At 73.9% G+C, this 21922-nt stretch carries 27 protein-coding genes; 9 read left to right on the top strand and 18 right to left on the bottom strand.

Annotated elements, in window-relative coordinates; translation table 11 throughout:
• Nucleotides 1–7: 7 nt before the first annotated feature.
• Complete coding sequence (locus tag ACLBXP_RS06755; protein WP_447666826.1) at nt 8–1429, bottom strand: LLM class flavin-dependent oxidoreductase; 1422 nt, start codon at nt 1427–1429, stop codon at nt 8–10.
• Between the two features lie 334 nt (nt 1430–1763).
• Here ACLBXP_RS06755 and ACLBXP_RS06760 point away from each other — a divergent pair, with 334 nt between their 5' ends.
• Entirely contained in the window at nt 1764–2984 is a 1221-nt protein-coding gene (locus ACLBXP_RS06760) for an acyl-CoA dehydrogenase family protein (protein ID WP_447666827.1), read from the top strand.
• 36 nt (nt 2985–3020) lie between these two features.
• Here ACLBXP_RS06760 and ACLBXP_RS06765 read toward each other — a convergent pair whose 3' ends face one another.
• The 3 genes from ACLBXP_RS06765 to ACLBXP_RS06775 all read right to left on the bottom strand — a co-directional run bounded on the left by ACLBXP_RS06765 (nt 3021) and on the right by ACLBXP_RS06775 (nt 3793).
• On the bottom strand, nt 3021–3218 hold the full coding sequence (locus ACLBXP_RS06765) for a hypothetical protein (protein ID WP_447666828.1): 198 nt from the start codon (nt 3216–3218) through the stop codon (nt 3021–3023).
• Nucleotides 3219–3271: 53 nt separating this feature from the next.
• Nucleotides 3272–3520: a hypothetical protein gene (locus ACLBXP_RS06770; protein ID WP_447666829.1), complete on the bottom strand. Its 249-nt coding sequence runs from the start codon at nt 3518–3520 to the stop codon at nt 3272–3274.
• A gap of 129 nt (nt 3521–3649) precedes the next feature.
• A complete protein-coding gene (locus tag ACLBXP_RS06775; protein WP_447666830.1) occupies nt 3650–3793 on the bottom strand; it encodes a hypothetical protein in 144 nt (47 codons plus the stop codon).
• 200 nt (nt 3794–3993) lie between these two features.
• On the opposite strand from ACLBXP_RS06775, the gene ACLBXP_RS06780 reads away from it, so the two are divergent.
• The 5 genes from ACLBXP_RS06780 (at nt 3994) to ACLBXP_RS06800 (ending at nt 5666) form a co-directional block, all read left to right on the top strand.
• Nucleotides 3994–4317 (top strand): DUF6894 family protein, encoded by a 324-nt coding sequence (locus ACLBXP_RS06780; RefSeq protein WP_447666831.1) that lies wholly within the window; start codon nt 3994–3996, stop codon nt 4315–4317.
• Between the two features lie 50 nt (nt 4318–4367).
• Entirely contained in the window at nt 4368–4613 is a 246-nt protein-coding gene (locus ACLBXP_RS06785; RefSeq protein WP_447666832.1) for a DUF6894 family protein, read from the top strand.
• Between the two features lie 20 nt (nt 4614–4633).
• On the top strand, nt 4634–4876 hold the full coding sequence (locus ACLBXP_RS06790; protein ID WP_447666833.1) for a hypothetical protein: 243 nt from the start codon (nt 4634–4636) through the stop codon (nt 4874–4876).
• Nucleotides 4877–4969: 93 nt separating this feature from the next.
• Nucleotides 4970–5242, top strand: a complete 273-nt coding sequence (locus ACLBXP_RS06795; RefSeq protein ID WP_447666834.1) for a hypothetical protein — start codon at nt 4970–4972, stop codon at nt 5240–5242.
• Nucleotides 5243–5384: 142 nt separating this feature from the next.
• Nucleotides 5385–5666 carry a hypothetical protein gene (locus tag ACLBXP_RS06800; RefSeq protein ID WP_447666835.1) on the top strand — a complete coding sequence of 94 codons (282 nt, stop codon included), beginning with the start codon at nt 5385–5387 and terminating at the stop codon, nt 5664–5666.
• A 24-nt stretch (nt 5667–5690) separates the two neighbouring features.
• On the opposite strand, the gene ACLBXP_RS06805 is transcribed toward ACLBXP_RS06800, so the two are convergent.
• Complete coding sequence (locus ACLBXP_RS06805) at nt 5691–6188, bottom strand: hypothetical protein (RefSeq protein ID WP_447666836.1); 498 nt, start codon at nt 6186–6188, stop codon at nt 5691–5693.
• Between the two features lie 268 nt (nt 6189–6456).
• Here ACLBXP_RS06805 and ACLBXP_RS06810 point away from each other — a divergent pair, with 268 nt between their 5' ends.
• Nucleotides 6457–6714 (top strand): PilZ domain-containing protein, encoded by a 258-nt coding sequence (locus tag ACLBXP_RS06810; RefSeq protein WP_447666837.1) that lies wholly within the window; start codon nt 6457–6459, stop codon nt 6712–6714.
• Between the two features lie 81 nt (nt 6715–6795).
• Here ACLBXP_RS06810 and ACLBXP_RS06815 read toward each other — a convergent pair whose 3' ends face one another.
• The 6 genes from ACLBXP_RS06815 to ACLBXP_RS06840 all read right to left on the bottom strand — a co-directional run bounded on the left by ACLBXP_RS06815 (nt 6796) and on the right by ACLBXP_RS06840 (nt 11912).
• Nucleotides 6796–7107, bottom strand: a complete 312-nt coding sequence (locus ACLBXP_RS06815; protein ID WP_447666838.1) for a hypothetical protein — start codon at nt 7105–7107, stop codon at nt 6796–6798.
• A 133-nt stretch (nt 7108–7240) separates the two neighbouring features.
• Nucleotides 7241–7594 (bottom strand): DUF6285 domain-containing protein, encoded by a 354-nt coding sequence (locus ACLBXP_RS06820; protein ID WP_447666839.1) that lies wholly within the window; start codon nt 7592–7594, stop codon nt 7241–7243.
• Nucleotides 7594–8628: a phosphotransferase family protein gene (locus ACLBXP_RS06825; protein ID WP_447666840.1), complete on the bottom strand. Its 1035-nt coding sequence runs from the start codon at nt 8626–8628 to the stop codon at nt 7594–7596. The genes ACLBXP_RS06820 and ACLBXP_RS06825 overlap by 1 nt, the downstream gene beginning before the upstream one ends.
• Nucleotides 8625–9392, bottom strand: a complete 768-nt coding sequence (locus ACLBXP_RS06830; RefSeq protein ID WP_447666841.1) for an SDR family NAD(P)-dependent oxidoreductase — start codon at nt 9390–9392, stop codon at nt 8625–8627. The genes ACLBXP_RS06825 and ACLBXP_RS06830 overlap by 4 nt, the downstream gene beginning before the upstream one ends.
• 78 nt (nt 9393–9470) lie before the next feature.
• The gene (bktB, locus tag ACLBXP_RS06835; RefSeq protein ID WP_447666842.1) at nt 9471–10652 is read right to left on the bottom strand and encodes a beta-ketothiolase BktB; all 1182 of its coding nucleotides are present in this window, start codon (nt 10650–10652) and stop codon (nt 9471–9473) included.
• A 45-nt stretch (nt 10653–10697) separates the two neighbouring features.
• On the bottom strand, nt 10698–11912 hold the full coding sequence (locus tag ACLBXP_RS06840; RefSeq protein ID WP_447666843.1) for an acyl-CoA dehydrogenase family protein: 1215 nt from the start codon (nt 11910–11912) through the stop codon (nt 10698–10700).
• 133 nt (nt 11913–12045) lie between these two features.
• On the opposite strand from ACLBXP_RS06840, the gene ACLBXP_RS06845 reads away from it, so the two are divergent.
• Entirely contained in the window at nt 12046–12732 is a 687-nt protein-coding gene (locus ACLBXP_RS06845; RefSeq protein WP_447666844.1) for a TetR/AcrR family transcriptional regulator, read from the top strand.
• Nucleotides 12733–12780: 48 nt separating this feature from the next.
• Here the strand turns inward: ACLBXP_RS06845 and ACLBXP_RS06850 are convergent, their stop codons facing one another.
• Both ACLBXP_RS06850 and ACLBXP_RS06855 read right to left on the bottom strand, forming a co-directional pair.
• Nucleotides 12781–13635: a gamma-glutamylcyclotransferase family protein gene (locus ACLBXP_RS06850; RefSeq protein ID WP_447666845.1), complete on the bottom strand. Its 855-nt coding sequence runs from the start codon at nt 13633–13635 to the stop codon at nt 12781–12783.
• A gap of 57 nt (nt 13636–13692) precedes the next feature.
• Nucleotides 13693–14757: a hypothetical protein gene (locus ACLBXP_RS06855; protein WP_447666846.1), complete on the bottom strand. Its 1065-nt coding sequence runs from the start codon at nt 14755–14757 to the stop codon at nt 13693–13695.
• A gap of 268 nt (nt 14758–15025) precedes the next feature.
• Here ACLBXP_RS06855 and ACLBXP_RS06860 point away from each other — a divergent pair, with 268 nt between their 5' ends.
• A complete protein-coding gene (locus tag ACLBXP_RS06860) occupies nt 15026–15499 on the top strand; it encodes a YidB family protein (protein ID WP_447666847.1) in 474 nt (157 codons plus the stop codon).
• A 119-nt stretch (nt 15500–15618) separates the two neighbouring features.
• On the opposite strand, the gene ACLBXP_RS06865 is transcribed toward ACLBXP_RS06860, so the two are convergent.
• The 5 genes from ACLBXP_RS06865 to ACLBXP_RS06885 all read right to left on the bottom strand — a co-directional run bounded on the left by ACLBXP_RS06865 (nt 15619) and on the right by ACLBXP_RS06885 (nt 21855).
• Entirely contained in the window at nt 15619–15969 is a 351-nt protein-coding gene (locus ACLBXP_RS06865; protein WP_447666848.1) for an MmcQ/YjbR family DNA-binding protein, read from the bottom strand.
• An 84-nt stretch (nt 15970–16053) separates the two neighbouring features.
• A complete protein-coding gene (locus ACLBXP_RS06870) occupies nt 16054–16800 on the bottom strand; it encodes a MauE/DoxX family redox-associated membrane protein (protein WP_447666849.1) in 747 nt (248 codons plus the stop codon).
• Between the two features lie 35 nt (nt 16801–16835).
• Nucleotides 16836–20006, bottom strand: a complete 3171-nt coding sequence (locus tag ACLBXP_RS06875; protein WP_447666850.1) for an efflux RND transporter permease subunit — start codon at nt 20004–20006, stop codon at nt 16836–16838.
• Nucleotides 20003–21448, bottom strand: a complete 1446-nt coding sequence (locus ACLBXP_RS06880) for an efflux RND transporter periplasmic adaptor subunit (protein ID WP_447666851.1) — start codon at nt 21446–21448, stop codon at nt 20003–20005. Before ACLBXP_RS06880 ends, ACLBXP_RS06875 begins: the two co-directional genes overlap by 4 nt.
• The gene (locus ACLBXP_RS06885) at nt 21445–21855 is read right to left on the bottom strand and encodes a FixH family protein (RefSeq protein WP_447666852.1); all 411 of its coding nucleotides are present in this window, start codon (nt 21853–21855) and stop codon (nt 21445–21447) included. Before ACLBXP_RS06885 ends, ACLBXP_RS06880 begins: the two co-directional genes overlap by 4 nt.
• Nucleotides 21856–21922: the final 67 nt, after the last annotated feature.

The raw sequence follows: 21922 nt of genomic DNA on the forward strand, positions 1-21922 counted from the left end.
GGGGCGGTCAGGAGGCGGCGCGCAGGGCGGCGGCGCACAGGGCGCCCGCGGGCCGGGCCGGGGCCCGTCGGTAGCCGGCGCCCGGGTGGCTGGCCCGCAGGTGGGGGCCGGCCCCGGGGAAGAGCTTTTCGCGAAGGGTCCCCTCCCGGTAGGCCGTCTTGAACGCGCCGCGGGCCTGCAGCTCGGGCACCACGAGGTCCACGAAGGCCTCCAGGGTCTCGGGCGCCACCGCGCGGGTCAGGTTGAAGCCGTCGACGTCCGTGGCCTCCGCCCAGTCGAGGAGCTCGTCGGCGACCTCCGAGGGCGATCCGACGATGAAGGGCGCCCGGGCCCCGCGCGGCCCGAAGGTGGCGAAGTCGGCGAGGGTGAAGGGCGGCTCGCCCGGCGCCGTCAGGTTCTCGACGAGGGAGCGCATGGCATTGGTCTTCGCGTAGGCCAGCGCCTCGCCGGGCTTCAGGCCCGCGAGGTCGATCCCGGTCCAGCCGGACACCAGGGCGAGCTGGCCCTCGACGTCGAGGTAGCGGGCGTACGAGTCGCGCAGGTCGAGCGCCTCGGCCCGGGTCGGGGCGACGATCACGGTGGCGCCGAGGAACATCCGGATGTCGTAGGGGTCGCGGCCGGCCTCCCGCGCGGCCTCGCGGATGCTGCGTACGGCCTGGGCCGCGATGGGCCGGGTGTGGCCGTTGAGGAAGATCGCCTCCGCGTGCCGCGCGGCGAACAGGCGCCCGCGGGAGGAGGTGCCGGCCTGATAGAGCACGGGCGTGCGCTGGGGCGAGGGCTCGCCGAGGTGGCGGCCGGCCACGCGGTAATAGGGCCCGGCATGCTCCACGCGGTGCACCCGCGCCGGGTCGGTGAAGACGCCCGCCCGCCGGTCGCGCCGCACGGCGCCGTCCTCCCAGCTGCCCTCCCAGAGCTTGTAGGCGGCCGCCAGGAAGTCCTCGCCCGCCTCGTAGCGCGCGTCGTGGGCGCGGGCGCCGGGAAGCCCCATGCCGCGGGCGCCGCTCTCCAGGTAGCCGGTGACGATGTTCCAGCCGACCCGCCCCTCCGTCAGGTGGTCGAGGCTCGTCACCCGGCGCGTGAACGTGAAGGGGTGCTCGTAGGTGAGGTTCGCGGTGACGCCGAAGCCGAGGTGGCGCGTCGCCTGCGCCATGGCCGGCACCACCAGGAACGGATCGAGGTTCGGGGCCTGCGCGGCCCGCGCCAGCGCCGCGTCGCCGGTGCCGCCGTAGACGTCGTAGAGCCCGATCACGTCGGCGAGGAAGACGCCGTCGAACAGGCCGCGCTCGGCGGTGCGCGCCAGGGCGGTCCAGTAGTCGAGCCGGTTGTAGTCGGCGCTGGCATCGCGGGGATGGCGCCACAGGCCGGCCCAGGTGTGGCCGGGCGCCGCCATCTCGAACGCGTTCAGCCTGAGTTCGCGGCGTGCCGTCATGGGGGATCCGTCATGGGAGATCGGGGGGAGGGGCCCGGATAGCCGGACGGCCGCGACCGCGGCACGCCGCCGGGGCGATGCGCAGGCCCTGAAGCGTATCCGCCGCGGCACCGGAATCAACAAGAACGTTCTTCCGATATCAAGCAGAACGGCAGAACTTCAGCCCTGGTCCTGCGATACCGACAGCACATCTCTTCCAAATTGCCGATCACGCGCTGTTTTCGGCGAATTTCATCTTGAGGTCGAGTGGGGAAGTACGGGATTCATGCACTCCGGCAGATCGGTTGCCGCCCGGGCCATCGGTCCGGCGGCCGTTGGAACGGGATGAGCAGGGATGTCACAGGCGGATGCGGGCTGGGGCTCCGGCCCGAGCGAGCGCTACGAGGAGCTGGCCGCGCGCTTCCGGCCGGCCTTCGCGGAGATCCGCGCGACGGCGGTGGAGCGGGATCGCGGGCACGGCCTGCCCCATGCCGAGATCGGCTGGCTGCGGGAGGCGGGCTTCACCACCCTGCGCCTGCCGCGCGACCGGGGCGGCCACGGGGCGAGCCTGCCCGAGTTGTTCAACCTGCTGATCGAGCTGTCGCAGGCCGATTCCAACGTCACCAACGCGCTGCGCGCCCATTTCGGCTTCACCGAGGACGTGCTGTGCTCGGCCTCGGCCGCCTGGCGGGAGCGCTGGATCGGCCGGATCGCGGCGGGCGAGACCGTGGGCAGCGGCGTCTCGGAGACCGGCGAGGCGAAGGTCGGGCAGTTCGGCACGGTGGTGCGCCGGCGCGGGGCCGAGCCGGTGGTGGACGGGCGCAAGTTCTACACGACGGGCTCGCTCTTCGCCGACTGGATCCACCTCTCGGCGCAGGACGAGGCGGGCGAGCCCGTCGTCGCCGCGGTGCCGACGCGGGCGCCGGGCGTCGAGATCGTCGACGACTGGGACGGGTTCGGGCAGGCGCTCACCGCGAGCGGGACCGCGCGGTTCACCGGGGTCGTCCTGGCGCCCGAGCTGATCAAGCCGGACCCGGCGCGCTTCCCCTACGCGATGGCCTTCTTCCAGCTCGTGCACCTCGCGACGCTCGCCGGCATCGGCCGGGCCGCCGCGGAGGACGTGGCCCGGCTCGTCGCCGAGCGCACCCGGGTCTACAGCCACGGCAATACCGGCCGCACCGCCGACGACCCGCAGGTGCAGGCGGTGGTCGGCCGCGTGCGCGGCAACGCCTACGTGGCGGGCGCCGCCGTGCTGAAGGCGGCCGAGGCCCTGCAGAGGGTCCACGCGGCACACCAGGCCGGCGGGGAGGCGGCCGAGCGGGCGGCCGCCCTCGCCGACGTCGAGGTCAACCAGGCCGTCACCGTGGTGACGAACCTCGTGCTCGAGGCGACGACGAGCCTGTTCGACGCGCTGGGGGCCTCCGCCGTGAAGGCGGGCCTCGGCCTCGACCGCTACTGGCGCAACGCCCGCACGATCGCTTCGCACAACCCGCGCATCTACCGCGACCGCATCGTCGGCGCGTTCGCGGTCAGCGGCGCGCGGCCGCCGCGCGAGTACCGCGTCGGAGCGTCCTGAGGTCGATGGGCCGCGGCGCGCCGGCCCGGGCCGGTGCTACCAGCGGGCGCCCGGCTGCTGGTTGCTCTCCAGCGCCTTGAGGGCGCTGGTCCAGGCCTTCTGCTCGGTCAGGTGCGGGCGATCGGAGCGCTCGATCAGCTTTCCGTTCTTCCGCAAGGCCCAGCAGTAATGGCCGGCCGGCCGCTCGAGCGGGAGCACTTCGATGTCGTAGGGGGCGGGAATCTCGATGGTCATGGCCCCCATATGGGAGGGAAATGCGAGATCGCCAACCCGCCGCCGCGCGGATCTCACCCGACGGAGACGCTCGTCAGCGCCTCGACGCCGCGACGCACCTCGGCGACGACCAGCTCCTCGCTGGGCGTCCCGCCGGCCATGTCGGCCAGCATCACCGACGCGTCGCGCCGGACGTCCTCGCGGATCTCGGGGTTCTCCTCGGACAGCCGGCCGATCAGGATGCCGATCACGAGCTCCATCGCCATCATCTTGGCGTGCAGCCGCGAGGTGTCGTCGAGGGCGTTGGGGTCGTTCGCGTTCATGCCTGTCTCCCTGGGGGTCTGCCGCCAGCGGGCGGACCCCAAGGCCCTTATGACGTCGCCGGCCCCGGCGGAGAACCGGTGGCTACCCGTCCCGGATCGGCTACTCTTGGATCGCCTCGCGGGCCCGGCTCACGCGTCGCGACGGTCCCGCTTCGGCCGGCGCAGGGCCGCCAGCCCGGCGAGCAGGCGGCGGATATGGGCCCTGAGCGCCTGAAGCCTATGCTCCCGGTCCACCGGACCCTCCGCGTCCCCGCGCCCGTCGTCGACGATCATCCCTGGCCACCCCGAGAAATCCGATCCGCCCGCGCCGGGCGGCCGTGCACCGTAACGACGAGACCGCCCGAACGGTCGCATGGTTGCGCCCCCAACCGCGCGGCGCGTCCCGCGCTCCGATGAAGGCCCGGGCGCCCCGCCATGGCCAACGCCGCACCACGTCCTATCTGCCCCCTGACCGCGGGGGCGCGAGGTGCGGCGTGGCGACACGGTTCTACTTCGATCTCGTTAACGGGCACGACGCGATCCGGGACGAGACGGGCGTCGAGGCGGCCGACGCCGCGGATGCGCTGGCGCAGGCGCGCGCGGTCCTGGGGGAGATGCGCGCGGCCGGCGACCTGCCGCCCGGCGGCGATCCCTGGACGATGGTGATCCGGGACCGCGACGGCGTCGTCCGGGGCGAGCTACCGATCGCCTGGCGGGTACGGGCAGGCCCCGGCGACCGGGGATGGGCACGATCGCACGCGGCACCCTTCGCTCCGGCGATCATCCATGCTAGAACAAATAAGGAACATATCGGATGACCGCCGGCTCCGCGGCCGTGCGCAGCGGCGGATGCCAGACAGGTCGAGCGATGCCGGGCCCCTACCGCTTCCACTGCACCGACGGCGTGCACGCCATCCTCGACCGGACCGGCCGGCGGTTGCGCGGCGACGCCCAGGTCTACGCCGAGGCCGAGCGCGCCGCCCGCGGGGTGATGGCGAGCTGCGGCGGCCGGCTCGACTGGGCGGGCTGGATCGTCGACGTGCACGATGCCGCGGGGCGTCGCGTCCTCACGCTCGATTTCGCCGCGGTCCGGCCCGAGCGGCAGGCGGCCTGACGGCGGCGGGGAGGCGGATCATGGACGCCGTGCGGCGGGTGGGCAGCTACCTCCAGGTGCAGGACGGCGACGGCTGCCGCCACCTCCTGCGCGTCACGAGCGTGCAGGCGCTCAGCGACACGGACCCGCTCCGGAACGAGACCTTCATCACGGCCGCCGGACGGACCATCCGCGTGCCGCAGCCCCTCGACGAGATCGTCGCGCTGGTCGCGCCGGGCGAGCGCCCCCCGCCGGAGGCGGACGCGGCCGCCTGGCCGTTCTGACCCGCGTCGGGGGCTGACCTCCCTCGACTCGTCCGCGCGACCGTCCGTGCTAGAGTCGGCGGGTTTACGGCGCGGTCAGGGGAGGGGGAGACGATGCCAGGTTCGGCACCCGCAATGGTGGAATTCACGCTGGACCCGCAGGCCTTCCGGCCCGCCCAAGGGGGCGGCGTGCCGGTCTCGACGCAGAGGCGCCTCTGGATCCGGGACGCCTGCACCCGGGCCGGGCTCCGCCTGGTGCCGCTGATCGAGAGCGCGAACCCGGCCGCGGAGCTGCCGGAGCTGGTCGGGCCCGCGGAGGTCTGGTGCGAGGCCAACAACGCGATCCGGTTCCGGCAATGGCCGTCCGACGACCCCGACGACGATTAGGCTGCCGCGCTCCGCCGAAAGATCACGGCCCCCTCACCCAAAAGCCGGTCCGGGGTGGTCCGCCGCCGGCCCGCGCCCGTGCGATGGTTCCGGCCGGATGGCCCGGACGCCGCGGGGGCAGGGCCGAGCGGGGAGGACGACCATGACGGGCGAGGCCACGACGGACGGCGCCGGGCCGATGCCGGACTGGAGCCGCTACGCGGTGGCCCACTGGGCCGGCGCGCCGGCGGTGTACCACGGCCTGACGGGCTCCGGCGGCCGCACGCGCGCCTTTCCGGATCTCGCCGGCGCGATCGCGTTCGTCGCCGGGCTCGACGGCGCGCAGCGGGTGACGACGCGCATCGATTGCGGCGGCCGGTCCTATCGCGGGCCGGAGATCGACCGGTTGCTCGCACGCCCTGACTTCCCCCGCGCGGGCGCCTGATGGCCCGGGCGGGGCTTCGGGCGCTCAGCGGTTCGAGGACCGCTGCGGCGGCAGCTTGAAGTTGCCCTTCCAGTCGCCCGTGAAGTCGGTCGGCGAGCTGTAGGCGGCCGTGTAGGTGCCGCCGCCCTTCAGGCCGATGAACTGCCCCGTCGCGCTGGTGTGCTTGAACTTGCCCCTGGCGGTGACGCGCCCCTGCGCATCCGTCGAGACGAGCCCCGAATAGGTGCCGACCGTCGTCCCCGTGGGCATCACGAAGGTGAGGGTGCCCTCGTGCGTGCCCTGGCCGTTCTTGAGCTGGACGACCTCGCTCCACTGCACGTCGGCGCCGTCGAACGGGGTTCCGGGGCCGGCGTTCCGGCCCCTGGCCACCTGCTGGACCCGCACGGCGCCGGGCCCGAGCACCTGCGGCACCTGGGTGTCGACGTGGCCCGAGAAGGCGCCGCCCATCGGCATGGCGCCGGCGGGGGTCGCGAGGGCGAGCGCAGCACAGAGCGCGGCGCAAGCCACCGTATGGCTCGGCATGAGCGTGTCTCCCTGGATGTTGTTTTTCGACGGCCGGAAACATGGTATCCAGCCGTTAGTATTTGTTATGACGAAACGAAATCAGTCGTCAATACGAATACTGTGCGATCTGCCAGATCTCGCGCTACGGCCGCGCCGCGAAGACGTTTCCGCGCACCGGCGGCTGCCGGCCCATGGGACATGCGAACAATTTGACGGACTTTCGCGACGGTCGGTTCGGCCGCGTCGTGGATGCTGCCGGCCAGCATCCCAGCCATCGGGCCCCACGATGACAGACCGACGCGCCGCAGCCCGCCGCACCGTGACGGAGGAGGCCGTGATCCTGATCGACGCGCACACCGCGCTGCCGTGCCGGGTCCACGACCATTCCGAGCAGGGCGTCCGCCTGACGCTCGCTGAGGCGGGCCGGGTGCCCGAGGCCTTCGTGCTCTGGGCGCCCTGCCTCCGGGAGATCCAGATCTGCCGGATCGCCTGGCGCAGCGGGGAGACGATCGGGGCCTGGTTCGACGACGCGGCCGCGCACTGAGGACGGCCGCCGCGGACGGGCGCCGGACATCGGCCGGACACGCCCGGACAGTCGCCCCGGACGGGCAGGGCCGATCGGCGCCTAGCGCGTGCCGCCGCCGCCGCCGCCGTTGGCGCTGCCGTTGGGCACCGCCCGCTCCGGGAAGCTCGCATTCCCGCCCGCGGCGGAGTTCGTCATGATGGTGTCCGCCCCGGTGGCACCCGGGGCGATGATCAGGTCGTTGCTGTTGCCGGTGGTGTTCGACTGCCGCTGGATCACGACGCCGCGGCCGCCAGGCGGGGACTGGCCATACAGGGGCTGGGCGCCGGCCGGCGCTGCTGCCGGGAGGACCGCCAGGAAGGCCGTCAGGAGGGTGATCGGGAGGCCGGGGCCGACGCGGTTCGGGCGGGTCATGGGGCTCTGTTCGGTCCGCAGGGTTGAGCGCGGGAGGCGGCACCGGACCGGTGCCCGGACCTCGACGCCGGGAGTGGCATGTGTGGATCGTGCGGCCGGGCCCGCAAGGGCCCAAGCCTCGTGGCAGGGCGCCTCAGGGGGCCGGCGCCCCGTCCCGGGCGGGCTTCCAGATCCCGGCGGCCACCTCCGCGGTCCCGCACAAAGCCGCGTGGAGGGCGGGATCGCCGTCGTGCCGGCCCGCCCGGATCGCCGCGGCCAGCCCCGCGGGCGTCGCCTCGGGGGACAGCGCGAGCGCGCCCGCCCAGGCGGCGGCGGCGGCTTGCGCCTGCTCGATCTCGCGCATGGCGATGCCGAGGGCGTTGGCGGCCATCAGCGCGACGTAGCGCTGGCGCCCGGTGAGCGCCGGGGCGACCTCGTCGAGGAGGGCGCGGCGCGCGACGTCGAGGAGGGCCGCGCCGGCGGGCGGGTCGGGCAGCGTCGGGTCCATCAGGCGCTCCAGCGTTCGGGGGCGGTCTCGCGCAGCACGGTGCGCTCCAGCTCGGGGGCCATCCGGCCGGTGAGCGCCAGCTCCAGCGACGGCTCGAGGCCCGAGACGTGGCGGTGCCCCTGCTCCAGGGCGATCACCGCCCAGCGCAGGTGCGCCATGATCTCCCAGTAGTGCACGGCCGCCCCGTCGATGCTGCGGCCGCCCTCGGCCGCGTAGCCCCGGTAGAAGGCCGCGCGCGGCGCGATGCCCCCCGCCTCCAGGTCCGGGCGGCCGAAGCGCCAGCAGGCGGCGCAGAACCAGCCGACATCCTGCATCGGGTCGCCCCAGCCGGCGAACTCCCAGTCGAGGATGGCGGTGAGCCCGGCCGCGTCCACCATGTAGTTGCCGGTGCGGAAGTCCCGGTGGACCAGGGCCGGGGCGGGGCAGGGCGGGGCGTGGCGCTCGGCCCAGCGCAGGCCCCATTCGAGCGCCGGGCGCGCGGCGCCGATCCCGTCGAGCTGGGCCCGCAGCGCCCGGACCTCGGCGCGCGCCGGGTCCGGGTCGGGCGCGCCGAGGAACGCCAGCGCCTCCGGGGGCGCCCCGGGCCGGAGGATGGCGTGGATCCGGGCGAGCTCCGCCCCGAGCCGCTCGGCGAGCCGCGCGCGGTCGCCGCCGAGGCCCGCATCCTTCACGACGCGGGGCCCGAGGCCGATGCCGGGCACGAGCCCCATCAGCGCGAAGGGCGCCCCGACCACGCCGGGGTCGGCGCAGAAGCCCACGGGCTCCGGCACCCGCACGCCGGCCGCGTGGGCCGCCTGCAGGATCCGGAACTCCTCCGCCCGCGGGCGGCTCGAGGCGATGGTGGCCGGCGCGTCCTTGCGCAGCACGAAGCTGCGCTCCGCCCCGTCGATCCGGCAGCGCAGCAGCCAGTTCTCCTGGATCGAGCCGCCGCCGAGGGGCCGGGCCTCCTCGATCGCGACGGCCCGCGCGCCGAGCACCCCGCCGATCCAGGCGCGCAGGGCCGCGAGGCCCGCCTCGCTCGCCAGGGCCGTCACAGGCTCGACACCAGGTGGCCGCCGTCGACGGCGATCACGCTGCCGGTCATGTAGCTGCCCGCCTCCGAGGCGAGCAGCAGGAGCGCGCCGTCGAGCTCCCCGGCCTGGCCGAGGCGGCGCTGCGGCACGCGCTTCACCAGGGCCCGGCCGGCCTCGGTCTCGAAGAAATCCGCGTTCAGCTCGGTCTCGATGTAGCCGGGCGCGAGGGCGTTGACGCGGATCCGGTGGCGGGCCCATTCGAGGGCGAGCGCACGGGTGAGCTGCACCACGGCGGCCTTCGAGGCCGCGTAGGGCGCCACCGCCCCCGCGACCCGCAGGCCCAGGATCGAGGCGACGTTCACGATGCTGCCGCCCGCCCCGTGGCGGACCATGCGCCGCGCCCCCGCCCGCGCCACGAGCCAGACCCCCTTGAGGTTCGTGTCGAGGACCGCGTCCCAGTCGGCCTCCTCGATGTCGAGGGCCGGCTTCGTCGCGGTGACGCCCGCGTTGTTGATCAGCACCGAGACCGGGCCGAAGCGCGCCTCCGCGGCGTCGAGGGCCCCCTCGATGCCGGAGGCCTCGGTCACGTCCATCACCACGGCCTGCGCCCGGCCCCCGTCCGCCTCGACCCGCGCGACGGTCTCGGCCAGCGCGTCCGGGCGGCGCGCCCCGAGGGTGACGACGGCCCCGGCCCGGGCGAGCGTGCCGGCGAAGTGCCGACCGAGCCCGCTCGAGGCGCCGGTCACGAAGGCGTGCCGGCCCGTGAGATCGAACAACCCGCCCATGCGTTCCTCGATTCTCGTCCCCTGATTCCCGCCGCCTCACCGAGATCACATCACCGGGGCCGCGTCATCGGGCGCGCCTCACGCGGCGCGCTCGATCGCGAGCGCGATGCCTTGGCCGCCGCCGATGCACATCGTCACGAGGCCGTAGCGGCCGCCCGTGCGGGCGAGTTCGTAGAGCGCCTTGACGGTGATGATCGCCCCCGTGGCGCCGATCGGGTGGCCGAGCGCGATCGCGCCGCCGTTCGGGTTCACCCGGGCAGGGTCGAGGTCGAGGGCCTCCGACACCGCGCAGGCCTGGGCCGCGAAGGCCTCGTTCGATTCGATCACGTCGAAGTCCGCCGCCCGCAGGCCCGTGCGCTCCAGGAGGCGCCGCACCGCCGGCACCGGCCCCATCCCCATCTCGGAGGGGTCGACGCCCGCGTGGGCGTAGCCGACGATCCGGGCCATCGGGCGCCGCCCCTCGCGCTCCGCCCGCGCCGCGCTCATCAGGACGAGGGCGGCGGCGCCGTCGTTGAGGCCCGAGGCGTTGCCGGCCGTCACCGACCCGTCCTTGCGGAAGGCCGGGCGCAGGCGGGCGAGGTCGTCGGCGCCCGTCGGCTTCGGGTGCTCGTCGGTGTCGAAGACCGCCGTGCCGCGCCCGGCCGGCACCGCGACGGGGAGGATCTGCTCGCGGAAGCGGCCCGCCGCGATGGCGGCCCGCGCCCGCGCCTGGCTCTCGGCCGCGAAGGCGTCCTGCGCCGCGCGGGAGATGCCGTAGCGGTCGGCGACGTTCTCGGCGGTGATGCCCATGTGGCCGGCGCCGAACGGGTCGTTCAAGACGCCGATCATGTAGTCGACGGCCGCGACGTCGCCCATCTTCTGGCCGAAGCGCGCGGCGGCGAGGTGGTGGGGCGCGCGGCTCATGCTCTCGGCGCCGCCCGCGACCGCGACCTCCGCGTCGCCGAGGCTGACCGCCTGCGCCGCCGAGACGATCGCCTGGAGGCCGCTGCCGCACAGCCGGTTCACGGCCATGGCGGGCACCTCCTGGGGAATGCCCGCCTCCATCGCCGCGACGCGGGGCAGGTAGGCGTCGCGGGGCTCGGTCGGGATGACGTTGCCGAACACGACGTGGCCGACCGCCTCGCCCGCGACCTCCGCCCGGGTCAGGGCCTCCGCCACGCAGAGCGCGGCGAGCCGCGCGGGCGGGACGGCCGCGAGCGAGCCCCCGAAGGTGCCGATCGCGGTGCGCACACCGCCGACGATCACGACCGCATCAGACATCGTTTCGGATCCTTGCTGGAGGGCGGAGCCGGGGAGGGCGCCGGCTCAGGGCTGCGGCCCGGCCGGCTCCCAGCGCCAGAAGGCGTCGCCCTCGGCCTCGAGGCTGCGGTTCAGCACCATCTTGTGCACCTCGTCCGCCCCGTCGACGAGGCGGGCCTGGCGGGCGTAGCGGTAGATCCACTCCAGCACCGTGTCGGTGGAGTAGCCCCGCGCGCCGTTGATCTGGATCGCCGTGTCGGCCGCCGCGTGCAGGAGGTTGGCGACGTGCACCTTCGCCATCGAGACCTCCTTGCGGGCGAAGCTCCCCCGGTCGAGCGCCCAGGCGGCCTTCATGACGAGCAGCCGGCCGACCTCGATGCGCATGGCGAGGTCGCCGAGCATGAGCTGGATGCTCTCGCGGTCGGCGAGGCGCACGCCGAAGCCCTGCCGCTCGGCCGCGTAGGCCCGGGCGATCTCGACGCAGCGCCGCGACAGGCCGAGCCAGCGCATGCAGTGGGTCAGCCGCGCCGGGCCGAGGCGGATCTGCGTCAGCTTGAGACCGTCGCCCTCCCCGAGGAGGACGTTCTCGGCGGGAATCTCGAGCCCCTCGAAGGCGAGCTCGCAATGCCCTCCGTGCTCCTCGGGACCCATGATCCCGATGCGGCGCACGATGTGCCAGCCGGGCTGGTCGCGGTGGAACAGGAAGGCCGTGAGGCCCTTCCGGGCATCCTCGGAGGTGCGCGCCATCAGGATGAAGTGCGCCGCATCCTCCGCGCCCGTGATGAACCACTTGCGGCCGGAGACGACGTAGCGGTCGCCGCGCCGCTCGGCGGTCGTGCGGATCATCCCGGGGTCGGAGCCGCCGCCGGGCGGCGGCTCGGTCATCGCGAAGGCCGAGCGGACCTCGCCGCGCACGATCGGATCGAGCCAGCGCGCCCGCTGGGCCGGCGTGGCGGTCGCCTCCAGCACCATCATGTTGCCGTCGTCGGGCGCGGCGGAGTTGAACACCACGGGCCCGAAGATCGAGCGGTTCATCGCCTCGTAGCAGACCGCCATGCCGACCTTGTCGAGCCCGCCGCCGCCGGTCTCCGCCTTCAGCTGCAGGCACCACAGGCCCTCCGCCCGCGCGGCCGCCCGAAGCGCCTCCAGACGGTCGAGCGCGATGTTGCCGTGCGCGTCGTAGGCCGCGGGGTCCCGCTCCAGGGGCAGCACCGCCTCGTCCACGAAGGCGGCGATCCGCGCGCGGATCGCCTCGACGCGGGGACTGATCGTGAAGTCCATGGCGCGGCCCTCCCGCCCTCGGGCGACGGATAAAAAACGAGCGAGCGCTCGTTTTTTATCGCCTGGATTCGGGCTTGGCAACGGATTATGCCTCGGCCGGCGCCGGCCGAGCGGCGTGCCCGACGAGGGTTCGATGAGACCCGAAGCCCCGAAGGCCTCAGGCGCCTATTCCACCGAGGCGATCTGCGGGCGCATCCTGGAGCGCCACCGTGACCGGGTGAGCGTGCGCAAGCCGGGGCTCGCCACCGCCAACCTCGCCCGCATCATCGAGGCGGTGCTGACCCTGTCGAGCCGGCAGGGCTTCCACGCCATGAGCCTGCGGGACCTCGCGACGGCCTCCGGCCTCAGCATGGGCGGCCTCTACTCGTACTTCGACAACAAGAACACGCTCCTCGTCATGATCCTCACGGAGGTCGCCGAGACGGTGGAGAGCGTCCTCCGGGCCGCGCCCGCGGCGGTGGCGGAGGACCCCGCCGCCCACCTGCGCTGGCTCATCGAGACGCATATCCGGCTGACCGAGGCGATGCAGCCGTGGTTCGTCTTCGCCTACCTGGAGGCGAAGAGCTTCCCGGCCCCCGCCCGGGTCCTCGCCACCGAGAGCGAGCTCGCCACGGAGCGGATCTTCGCGGACGTGCTCGCCCGCGGCGCCGCGCAGGGCCTCTTCGCGGTCCCCGACATCGACCTGACGGCCGCCCTGATCAAGCCGCTCCTGCAGGACTGGTACGTGAAGCGGGCGAAGTACCGGAAGCGCGGGACGCCGATCCAGACCTACATCGCCGGCGTCGTCGCCTTCGTGGAGCGGGCCATCGCGCGGCCCTGAGCCGGGCCGCGCAGGTCCGACGCCCTCCCGAAGCCCGCCCTGAGCCGGTCAGGCCGGCATCGCACCGTCCGCCGCACCGCTCATCAGCGGCGGCACGGGGGTCCCGCGTCGTGTCCGCCGCGCCTTCCCGAGACGCTCCTTCCCGAGACGCTCCTTCCCAAGACGCTCCTGCCCGAGATGCGCCGGACGCGCCGCGGACGCCCTGTAGTGCCACCGTACCGAGAACGGGCCGGGGAACATCCGCTCGTGGAAGCAGGAGGCCGCCGGCTCGACCGTCGAGAGGAGGGCGTCCGTCTCCGCGTATTGGCGATCGTAGATCCAGGGCCGTCGCGCCATAGCGCGGTCGTTGAGCCAGTAGCGGCTCCAGTCCGCCGTCGTCTCGATCAGCTCGCGGGCGTAGTCGGTCCCGTAATCCAGCGCGCCCTCGACCGTGGCGTCGATGTAGGACTGGAGCAGCGGGAAATCGTCGGTCGCGCCGGCGAGGTGGGCGGCGCCCCCTTCGTCGGGCACGTAGGTCCAGATGGTCCCGCAGGCCGGCAGCGGCTGCCAGGACACGGCCTCGATCTGCTCGACCGGCACGGGAACGCGCCGGTAGCCCGCCTCCCGCAGGTCGAAGGCGGCGAGGTCCCCCCGCTCCACCGGGTACATCACGCCGTTGACCGTCATGGCGGTCTCGTTCCGGCGGGGGCGCCGCAGGCCGAGCGCGGTGAAGCCGCTGGCGCAGCGGAACCCCCAGGCCCTCAGGTAGCCGAACTCCGCCGAGAGCCGCGCCGGCATGCCCGCGATCGGCGCCGCCGAGGTCTGATCGCGCAGGTGGGCGTTGATCAGCGAGCCGTACCCGAAGATGAAGTCGTCCGGCATGTTGGCGAGGCGGCGGCCCCAGTAGGCGGGCCGCGGCTGCAACGATCCGGTCCCGCCTCGGCGCCTGCCCATCCCCGATCCGCTCACCCGATCGAACGCTCACGTTTCGCGGCCGGACTGTGCCGCACTTGCCGAGGATTGGCCAGCGTCCGCCGGCGAAGACTTATCACCGGCGCTGCCGAGCCCCGCATCTGCCGTGCGACGCCGCCCGAAAGCAATGGATCCCGCGCGCAGGATCCATTCCCGCGCGGCCGAGCCCGCGCGCACGACGAAGGGCAGGGCGAGGACGGGGATCACCGTCGTGGCCAGGTAGAGCTCGGTGGCGGGCGAGAGGGCGGTGCCGGCGGCAGCCCAGGTCAGGCTGACGTTCCGGTTGCCGGCGACAAGGGCGATGGTGAGCGCGCGCGACCGCCCGAGCGGCGCGAAGAGCACGCCGCTGACGAGCCCGATCCCGACATTGAGGCACACCGCGCTCGCGAGGCCGATGAGGACGGGCGCGCGCTGCGTGTTCCAGGCCCCTCTCAGGCTGTCGGCCATCGTGAAGCCGACGAGGACGAGGCCGAGGACGGCGATGCCGGACGCGGCCTGCATGTCCGGGATCAGGCCCGTCAGGCGGCGCCCGGCGCGCCGCACGATCAGGGCGACGGCACCAGCCGGGCCGACGATCAGGGCGAGGTGCCAGGCGAGCGCGAGGGGGTCCATCCGGACACCGGCGCCGAGCGCGAGCGCCAGCAGCGGAACCAGGAGCGGGGTGAGCAGCGTCAGCCCGATCGAATTGAGAAGGGCGAGCCGCGGTCGCAGGCCGAGCATCGCCGCGATGGCGGCCGCACCGCTGACCGGCGGCGCCAGGACGGACACGAGGATGCCCCTGCGCAGATCCTCGTCGATACCCGTCAGGTGCAGCAGGGCGGCCGTGGCCACCGGCACGCCGATGCCGTTCCAGGCCAGCGCGAGGACGACCACGGCGCCTCCCGTCCCCTGCTCGACGGGGGCGGAACCGGCCGTCAGGAACGAGCCGAGGGCGAGCAGGAAGGCCGCCGCCGGGAGCAGCGCCACGGCCTGGCTCGAGAGAAGGGGAACGAGGCTGCCCAGGACGAGCGAGGCGACGAGCAGGGCCGGCCCGTGGCGGCCCAGTGTCGTCAGCAGGCCGCCCACCCGATGCACCGCCGCGGCTCCCCCTCCACCAAGGCCGGGTCGCATGATGCGCCGAGCCCCGAGGCCGAGGCAACGGGCGGCCCGGCGCTACGCCTGCGCCCCATGATGCGGCACCCTCCTCGGCGCCCTGCGCACCGCGACCTCCGGAGGAGACGAGCGATCCCCCGGAGCGGCATCGGCCGCGCCGCCTGCATCTCCCGGGGGGCTGTGCGCGTTTGTTGGCGTCGAACCCTGGGCGGACGGCCCCCTTGCCGCCGCCTCCAGACGGAGAAGAACCATGAGTGACGGCTACCCCTCGATGACAGCGCTCCTGGGCCTCCTCGCCCTGGCCGGCTACCAGAACCGGGACAAGCTCGCGGAGCTGCTGGGCGGCGCCGGCCAGAGCGCCCCCGCGCCCGCGGGCCAGGCCGCGCGCCCCGGGGAGTCCGGCGGCGGGCTCGGCGGGCTTCTCGGCGGATTGCTGGGCGACCGGCGCGGCGAGGCCCCCAGCGGGTTCCTGAACAGCGGGCTCGGCGAGATGCTGCAGCGCTTCCAGCAGGCCGGCCACGGGGCGGCCGCCCAGTCCTGGGTCAACCAGGGACCGAACCAGGAGCTTCCGCCCCAGCACCTGGAGCAGGCCATCGGGCCCGACGTCCTCGCGACCCTGACGCAGCGCACGGGACTGTCCCGCGAGGAGCTCCTCTCCCGGCTGTCGCGCGAGCTGCCCCAGGCGGTCGACCGCTACACGCCCGACGGGCGGATGCCGGCCTGACCGCAGGGCTTCCGGGGACCGCCGGGAACGCGCAAGGGCCCGACGTCCCGCGTCGCTGCGGCCACGGCGGCGGAGCCACGGCCCTCACCGGGCAGCGGGCCGGAGGCGTCCGCACCCTGTCACGCGCCGCCGCCCCGGCCGCGGCGCGTGCGCGGCTTCGGAGCGGCGAGCCGGTGGGCCGCCGTCAGGGCCGACAGCAGGGTCGCCTCGTCGACGACCGTGAGGTCGCACCGCGTCGCGCCCATCCGCCCCCAGCCCCCGGGCACGGGGCTGAACGCCTCGGGGACCTGCTCGCAGTAGAAGTCGCGATGGTCCGGATCGAACATCAGGTTGAGGTCCTGGCCGGCCTCGTCCAGCGTCGCGAAGGTCTTGCGCGGCGTCCGGAAGGCCGTCCGGTGGACGTGCGGTCCGGCGGTCACCGCCTCCAGCGTCGCGATGAGCGCCTTCACGCGCGCGATGTCGACGCCCATGGCGATGTCCTCTCGGTCGACGGCGGATCGGCCCGGCGGATGCCGGATCCTCCGGTGCGGGGCCCGTGCGCGGCGCGGTTCGACTCAGTGGCGGCCCGCAAGCATCCAGACGGCCATGGCGACCATCATAAGGTTCTCGGTCAGCGAGACGAAGCCGAGGGGCACCCGGCTCGATCCGCCGACGCAGGCGCACTTGATCTCGCGCCGGTCGACGTAGACCGCCTTGAACACCGAGGCCGCCCCGACCGTGCCGATGAACAGGGCCACCGGAATCGACAGCCAGTCGAGGGCGCCCGCCGCCATCAGGACGCCCGCGATGCCTTCGAGGAACGGGTAGGCGTAGGCGTAGCGCACCCAGCGCTGCCCGAGCAGGTCGTAGCCCAGGAACATCGAGGAGAAGCTCTCGACGTCCTGCAGCTTCAGCAGCGCCAGCACGCACATGCTGAAGGCGACGAACCATTCCGCCGCCCTGACCGTGAGGGCCGTACCGTACGCGGCGTGGCTCCCCGCGAGCGCCATCAGCGCGGTCATGGCGAAGACCGCGGCGACGGGGGTGTAGCTCGTCGCGTTCGGGTCGTTCGCCGCCTGGCCGAAGTGGCGCTGCAGATCGTCGAAGCCGCCGACGCGCTCGCCGTCGATGAAGGTCTGCGGCGTCGACTTGACCCCGTGCTCGGCCTTGAAGCGGTCGGTCTCCTCCCGCGTGGTCAGCGGATGATCCTCGACCCGGAAGCCCCGGCGTTCGAGGAGATCCTTGGCCTTCAGGCCGTAGGGGCAGGTGTGCTGCGGCATGACCATCCGGTAGAGGACGGCCTCACGGGCGACGGACGACATGGACGGCTCCTTCCTGGACTGAGATGGGGCGGCCGCTATTCGGCGGCGGACCGGTATTGCGTCGGCTCGGCGATGGCGGGCGGGCCTTCCCGGCGCGCGGGCAGCCCCCAGCCCCTGGCCAGGCCGTAGACGGCGGGGATCACGACGAGGGTCAGCACGGTCGAGGAGACCATGCCGCCGACCATCGGCACGGCGATGCGCTGCATCACCTCCGAACCCGCGCCCGTGCTCCAGAGGATGGGCACGAGGCCGGCCATGATGGCGGTGACCGTCATCATCTTCGGGCGCACCCGCTCGACCGCGCCGATCATGATGGACCGCCGCAGGTCCTCCCGCGTGAGCGGCCGGCCCTCACGGGCGCACCCGGCCCGGATCTCGTCGAGGGCGTGGTCGAGGTAGACCAGCATGATCACCCCGGTCTCGGCGGCGACGCCGGCGAGCGCGATGAAGCCGACCGCCACCGCGACCGACAGGTTGAAGTCCATCCACCAGAGCAGCCACACCCCGCCGACGAGGGCAAAGGGCAGCGACAGCATGACGATGAGCGTCTCGGTCAGACGCCGGAAGTTCAGGTAGAGGAGCAGGAAGACGACGAGCAGCGTCAGGGGGACGACCACCCTCAGGCGCGCCTCGGCCCGCTCCAGGGACTCGTACTGCCCGCTCCACTGCAGGCTCGTGCCCCGGGGCAGCTTGACCGCGTCGGCCACGGCCTCCCGCGCCTCGGCCACGTAGCCGCCGAGGTCGCGGCCCGCGATGTCGACGAAGACGTAGACCGCGAGCTGCCCGCTCTCGGTGCGGATCGAGGTCGGCCCCCGGGTGAGCGCGACCGTCGCCACCTCACCGAGCGGCACCGTGCCGCCGGCCGGCAGCGGCACCTGCACGTCGGTGGCGATCGCCCCGGGATTCGACCGGTAGGCGCGCGGGTAGCGCACGTTCACGCTGTAGCGCTCGCGGCCCTCCACGGTGTTGGTCACCGACTGGCCGCCGAGCGCCGTCGCGACGACGTCCTGCACGTCTCCCACCGTCAAGCCGTAGCGCCCGAGCGCCTCCCGGTCCGGCGCGATGTCGAGGAAGTAGCCGCCGAGCACCCGCTCGGCGTAGGCGCTCGACGTGCCCGGCACGTCGCGCAACGCCGCCTCGACCTGGCGGGCGACCCCGTCCATCGCCGTCAGGTCGGTGCCGAGCACCTTCACGCCGACCGGCGTGCGGATGCCGGTCGCGAGCATGTCGATGCGGGCGCGGATCGGCTGGGTCCAGGCGTTCGAGACGCCGGGGAACTGGAGGGCCCGGTCCATCTCGGCCCTGAGGCTCGCGAGCGTCACGCCCGGGCGCCACTCCGGCTTCGGCCTGAGGGTGATGACCGTCTCGAACATCTCCATCGGCGCCGGGTCGGTCGCGGTGCCGGCCCGTCCCGCCTTGCCGTAGACCGAGGCGACCTCCGGAAAGGTTCGGATGATCCGGTCCTGGGTCGCCAGCAGCTCGCCGGCCCTGGTCACGGAGATGCCCGGCAGCGTGGTCGGCATGTAGAGGAGCGTTCCCTCGTCCAGGTCGGGCATGAACTCGGAGCCGAGCTGACGGGCCGGCCACGCCGTCGCCGCCAGCACCCCAAGGGCGAGCAGGACGGTGAGGACAGGAGCCCGCAGCACGCCGGCGATCAGCGGCCGGTACAGCCGGACGAGGATCCGGTTCAGCGGGTTGCGGTGCTCGGGGACGAACCGCCCGCGCACGAACAGCACCATCAGGGCCGGAACCAGCGTCACCGACAGCAGCGCCGCCGCCGCCATCGCGAAGGTCTTGGTGTAGGCCAGCGGCCCGAACAGCCGGCCCTCCTGGCTCTCCAGGGTGAAGATCGGCAGGAAGCTCACCGTGATGACGAGGAGCGAGAAGAACAGCGACGGGCCGACCTCGGAGGCCGCCGCGACCAGGATCTCGACCCGCGGCCTGCCCGGCGGCGCCCGCTCCAGGTGCTTGTGGGCGTTCTCGATCATCACGATGGCGGCGTCGACCATGGCGCCGACCGCGATGGCGATGCCGCCGAGCGACATGATGTTGGCGCCGATCCCGAGCCAGCGCATGGCGGCGAGCGCCATCAGGATGCCGACCGGCAGCATCAGGACAGCCACGAGCGCGCTGCGCAGGTGCAGCAGGAAGACGACGCAGACCAGGGAGACCACGAGGCTCTCCTCGACCAGCGTCCCCTTCAGCGTCTCGATGGCCGCCCCGATGAGCTGCGAGCGATCGTAGACCGGCAGGATCTCGGTCCCGGCCGGCAGGCTCCTGGCCACCTCGGCGAGCCGCGCCTTCACCCCCGCGATCACGGTGAGCGCGTCGGCGCCGAAGCGCTGGAGCACGATGCCGCCGGCGGCCTCCCCCTCGCCGTTCATCTCGGCGATGCCGCGGCGCTCGTCCGGCCCGAGCTCGACCCGGGCCACGTCCCGGACCCGCAGGGGCGTCCCGCCCGAGGTCTTCAGCACGATGTCCTCGATGTCGGCGACGCTTCGCAGGTAGCCGCGCCCGCGCACCATGAACTCGAACTCGGACAGCTCGACCGTGCGGCCGCCGACGTCGGCGTTGCTCGCCCGGATGGCGTCCCGGAGCCGGTTGAGGGAGATGCCCTGCGCCCGCAGCCGGTTCGGGTCGACGACGACGTTGTACTGCTTCACGAAGCCGCCGATGCCGGCGACCTCGGCCACCCCCTCGGCCCGCGAGGCGCCGAAGCGGATCACCCAGTCCTGCAGCGAGCGCAGCTCGGCGAGCGTCCGCTCCCGCGCCACCACCACGTACTGGTAGACCCAGCCCACCCCCGTCGCGTCGGGCCCCAGCGTCGGCGTCACGCCCGAGGGCAGCCGGCTCGCCGCCCCGTTGAGGTATTCCAGCACCCGGGAGCGTCCCCAGTACGGGTCGGTGCCGTCCTCGAAGATCACGTAGACGAACGACACGCCGAAGAACGAGAAGCCGCGCACCACCTTCGCCCGCGGCACCGTCAGCATGGCGGTGGTCAGCGGGTAGGTGACCTGGTCCTCGACCACCTGCGGGGCCTGCCCCGGATACTCGGTGTAGACGATGGCCTGCACGTCCGAGAGGTCGGGGATGGCGTCGAGCGGCAGGGTGCGCAGCGCCAGCCCCCCGGCCGCCACGGCGAACACGGTCCCGACCAGCACCAGGACGAGGTTGCGGGCCGACCAGCCGATGAGGCGTGCGATCACGGCGCCATCCCCGCATTCGCGGCTTGGCGGTCGTCCGCGGGGGCCGTCATGCCCTGGAGCGCGGCCCTGAGGTTGCTCTCGGCGTCGATCAGGAAGTTCGCGGCCGTGACCACGCGGTCGCCGGCCGAGACGCCGTCGCGGATCTCGACGTGGCCGCCGCCGCGCAGGCCGACCTGCACCTGCCGCGGCTCGAAGCGGCCCTCGCCGCGGTCGAGCAGCACGACCTGGCGCTCGCCGGTGTCGATGACGGCGTCGTCTGGCACCGCCACCACCGGCTTCGGGTCGCCGGTGGCGATCTCGACGTCGGCGTACATGTCGGGCAGGAGCGTGCCGTCCGGGTTCGGGAGCTCGATGCGCACCCGCGTCGCGCGGGTCTCCGGGTTCACCTGCGGGTAGATCACGCCGACCGTGCCGGAGAAGGTCCGGCCCGGGGCCGAGCGCGGGCGCACCGCGACCGGCTGGCCGACGCGGACCCCGGCGAGGTCGCGCTCCGGCACGTCGGCCAGCACCCACACCAGGGAGATGTCGCCGATCCGGAACAGGGTGTCGCCGGCCGCCGCCTTCATGCCCTCGACGGCGTTCCGGGCCAGCACGATGCCGTCCCGCGCCGAGGACCACGTGACGGCCATCGGCACCTTCCGGGTGCGCTCCATCTCGTCGATGACGGCCTCGGAGACGTTCAGGTTCTGCAGGCGCCGCCGGGCCCCGTCGAAGCCGGGGTTGGCGATGAGCTGGGCCGCGGCCGCGTTGATCTCCGGCGCGTAGACGTGGACCAGCGCCTGGCCCTTGCGGATCCGGTCGCCGGTGGTGACGTTCTCGACGTGGTCGACATAGGCGTCCGACCGGGTCGCGACGACCGTGACGCGCCGCTCGTCGAGGGCGACCGTGCCGGGCACGCGCACCGGCCGGGTGACGACCCGGCGCTCGGCCGCCGCGGTGCGCACGCCGCTGCGCTGGACCCTGGCGGGCGAGACCCGCACGACGCCGCCCTCGTCCTCGCCCGCGTGGACGGGGACGTAGTCCATGCCCATCGGGTCCTTCTTCGGCACCGGCGAGGTGTCGGGCAGCCCCATCGGGTTGCGGTAGTAGAGGACGCGCCGGGTGCCGCCGGATCCGGCCGCCCCGCCCGGGGCCGTGTCCGCGGGCATGGCATCGCCCTCGTCGGCGACGGCGAAGCTCACGTCCTCGCCGGCCCGCACCGCCCGGAACGCGCGCCCGTCCCCGGTCCGCATCGGCGAGGCCGCGTAGACCGGCCGCCCGTCGGGGTCGCGATAGTAGATTACCGGCCCGGCCGCCGTCGCGGGCTCGGGGGCGGGGGCGAACGCGGACCGGGCCCGGTCCGTGAGGGCCGGCACGGGGTTCCCCCCGGTCCCGGCGGCGTAGCCGGCGGCCCCCGCCGCGAGCGCGGCGAGGGTCCCGGCGAGCCAGGCGGAGCGGCTCATGGGTCGGCCCGGAAGACGAGCCGGCCCTCGACGGTGCCGGTCTCGCCCTGGACCTTGGCGCCGAGCGACAGCCGCCAGTTGCCGGCCATCGTCAGCTTGGTCTTGAAGCGGTAGACGCCCGGCTCCGTCGACGGCACCGGCTCGATCCGGGTCGTCATGGTCTCCATGTCGTCGGGCGCCATGTCGAGGCGCCGGGCGAAGATCACGGCGTCGGGCACCGGCTTGCCGCTGCGCTTGTCGACGAGCCGGACGGCGACGACCGCCTCGCCCTGCTTCATCGCCTGCTGCGTGAGCTCGAAGGCGTAGTCCCGGATGTCGGCGCGGGCGGGCAGGGTCGGGGCCGACGCCGACAGGACGGCGCCGAGCAGCGCGGCCGGCACGGCGCGCGCGAAGGGGTTCTCGGTCATGGGTCTGGTCTCCTGAACGCGATGGGCGGCGACGCGCGGACGCGCGTCACCGTGCCGGCGCAAGCAC

This window comes from Methylobacterium sp. A54F (assembly GCF_053346035.1).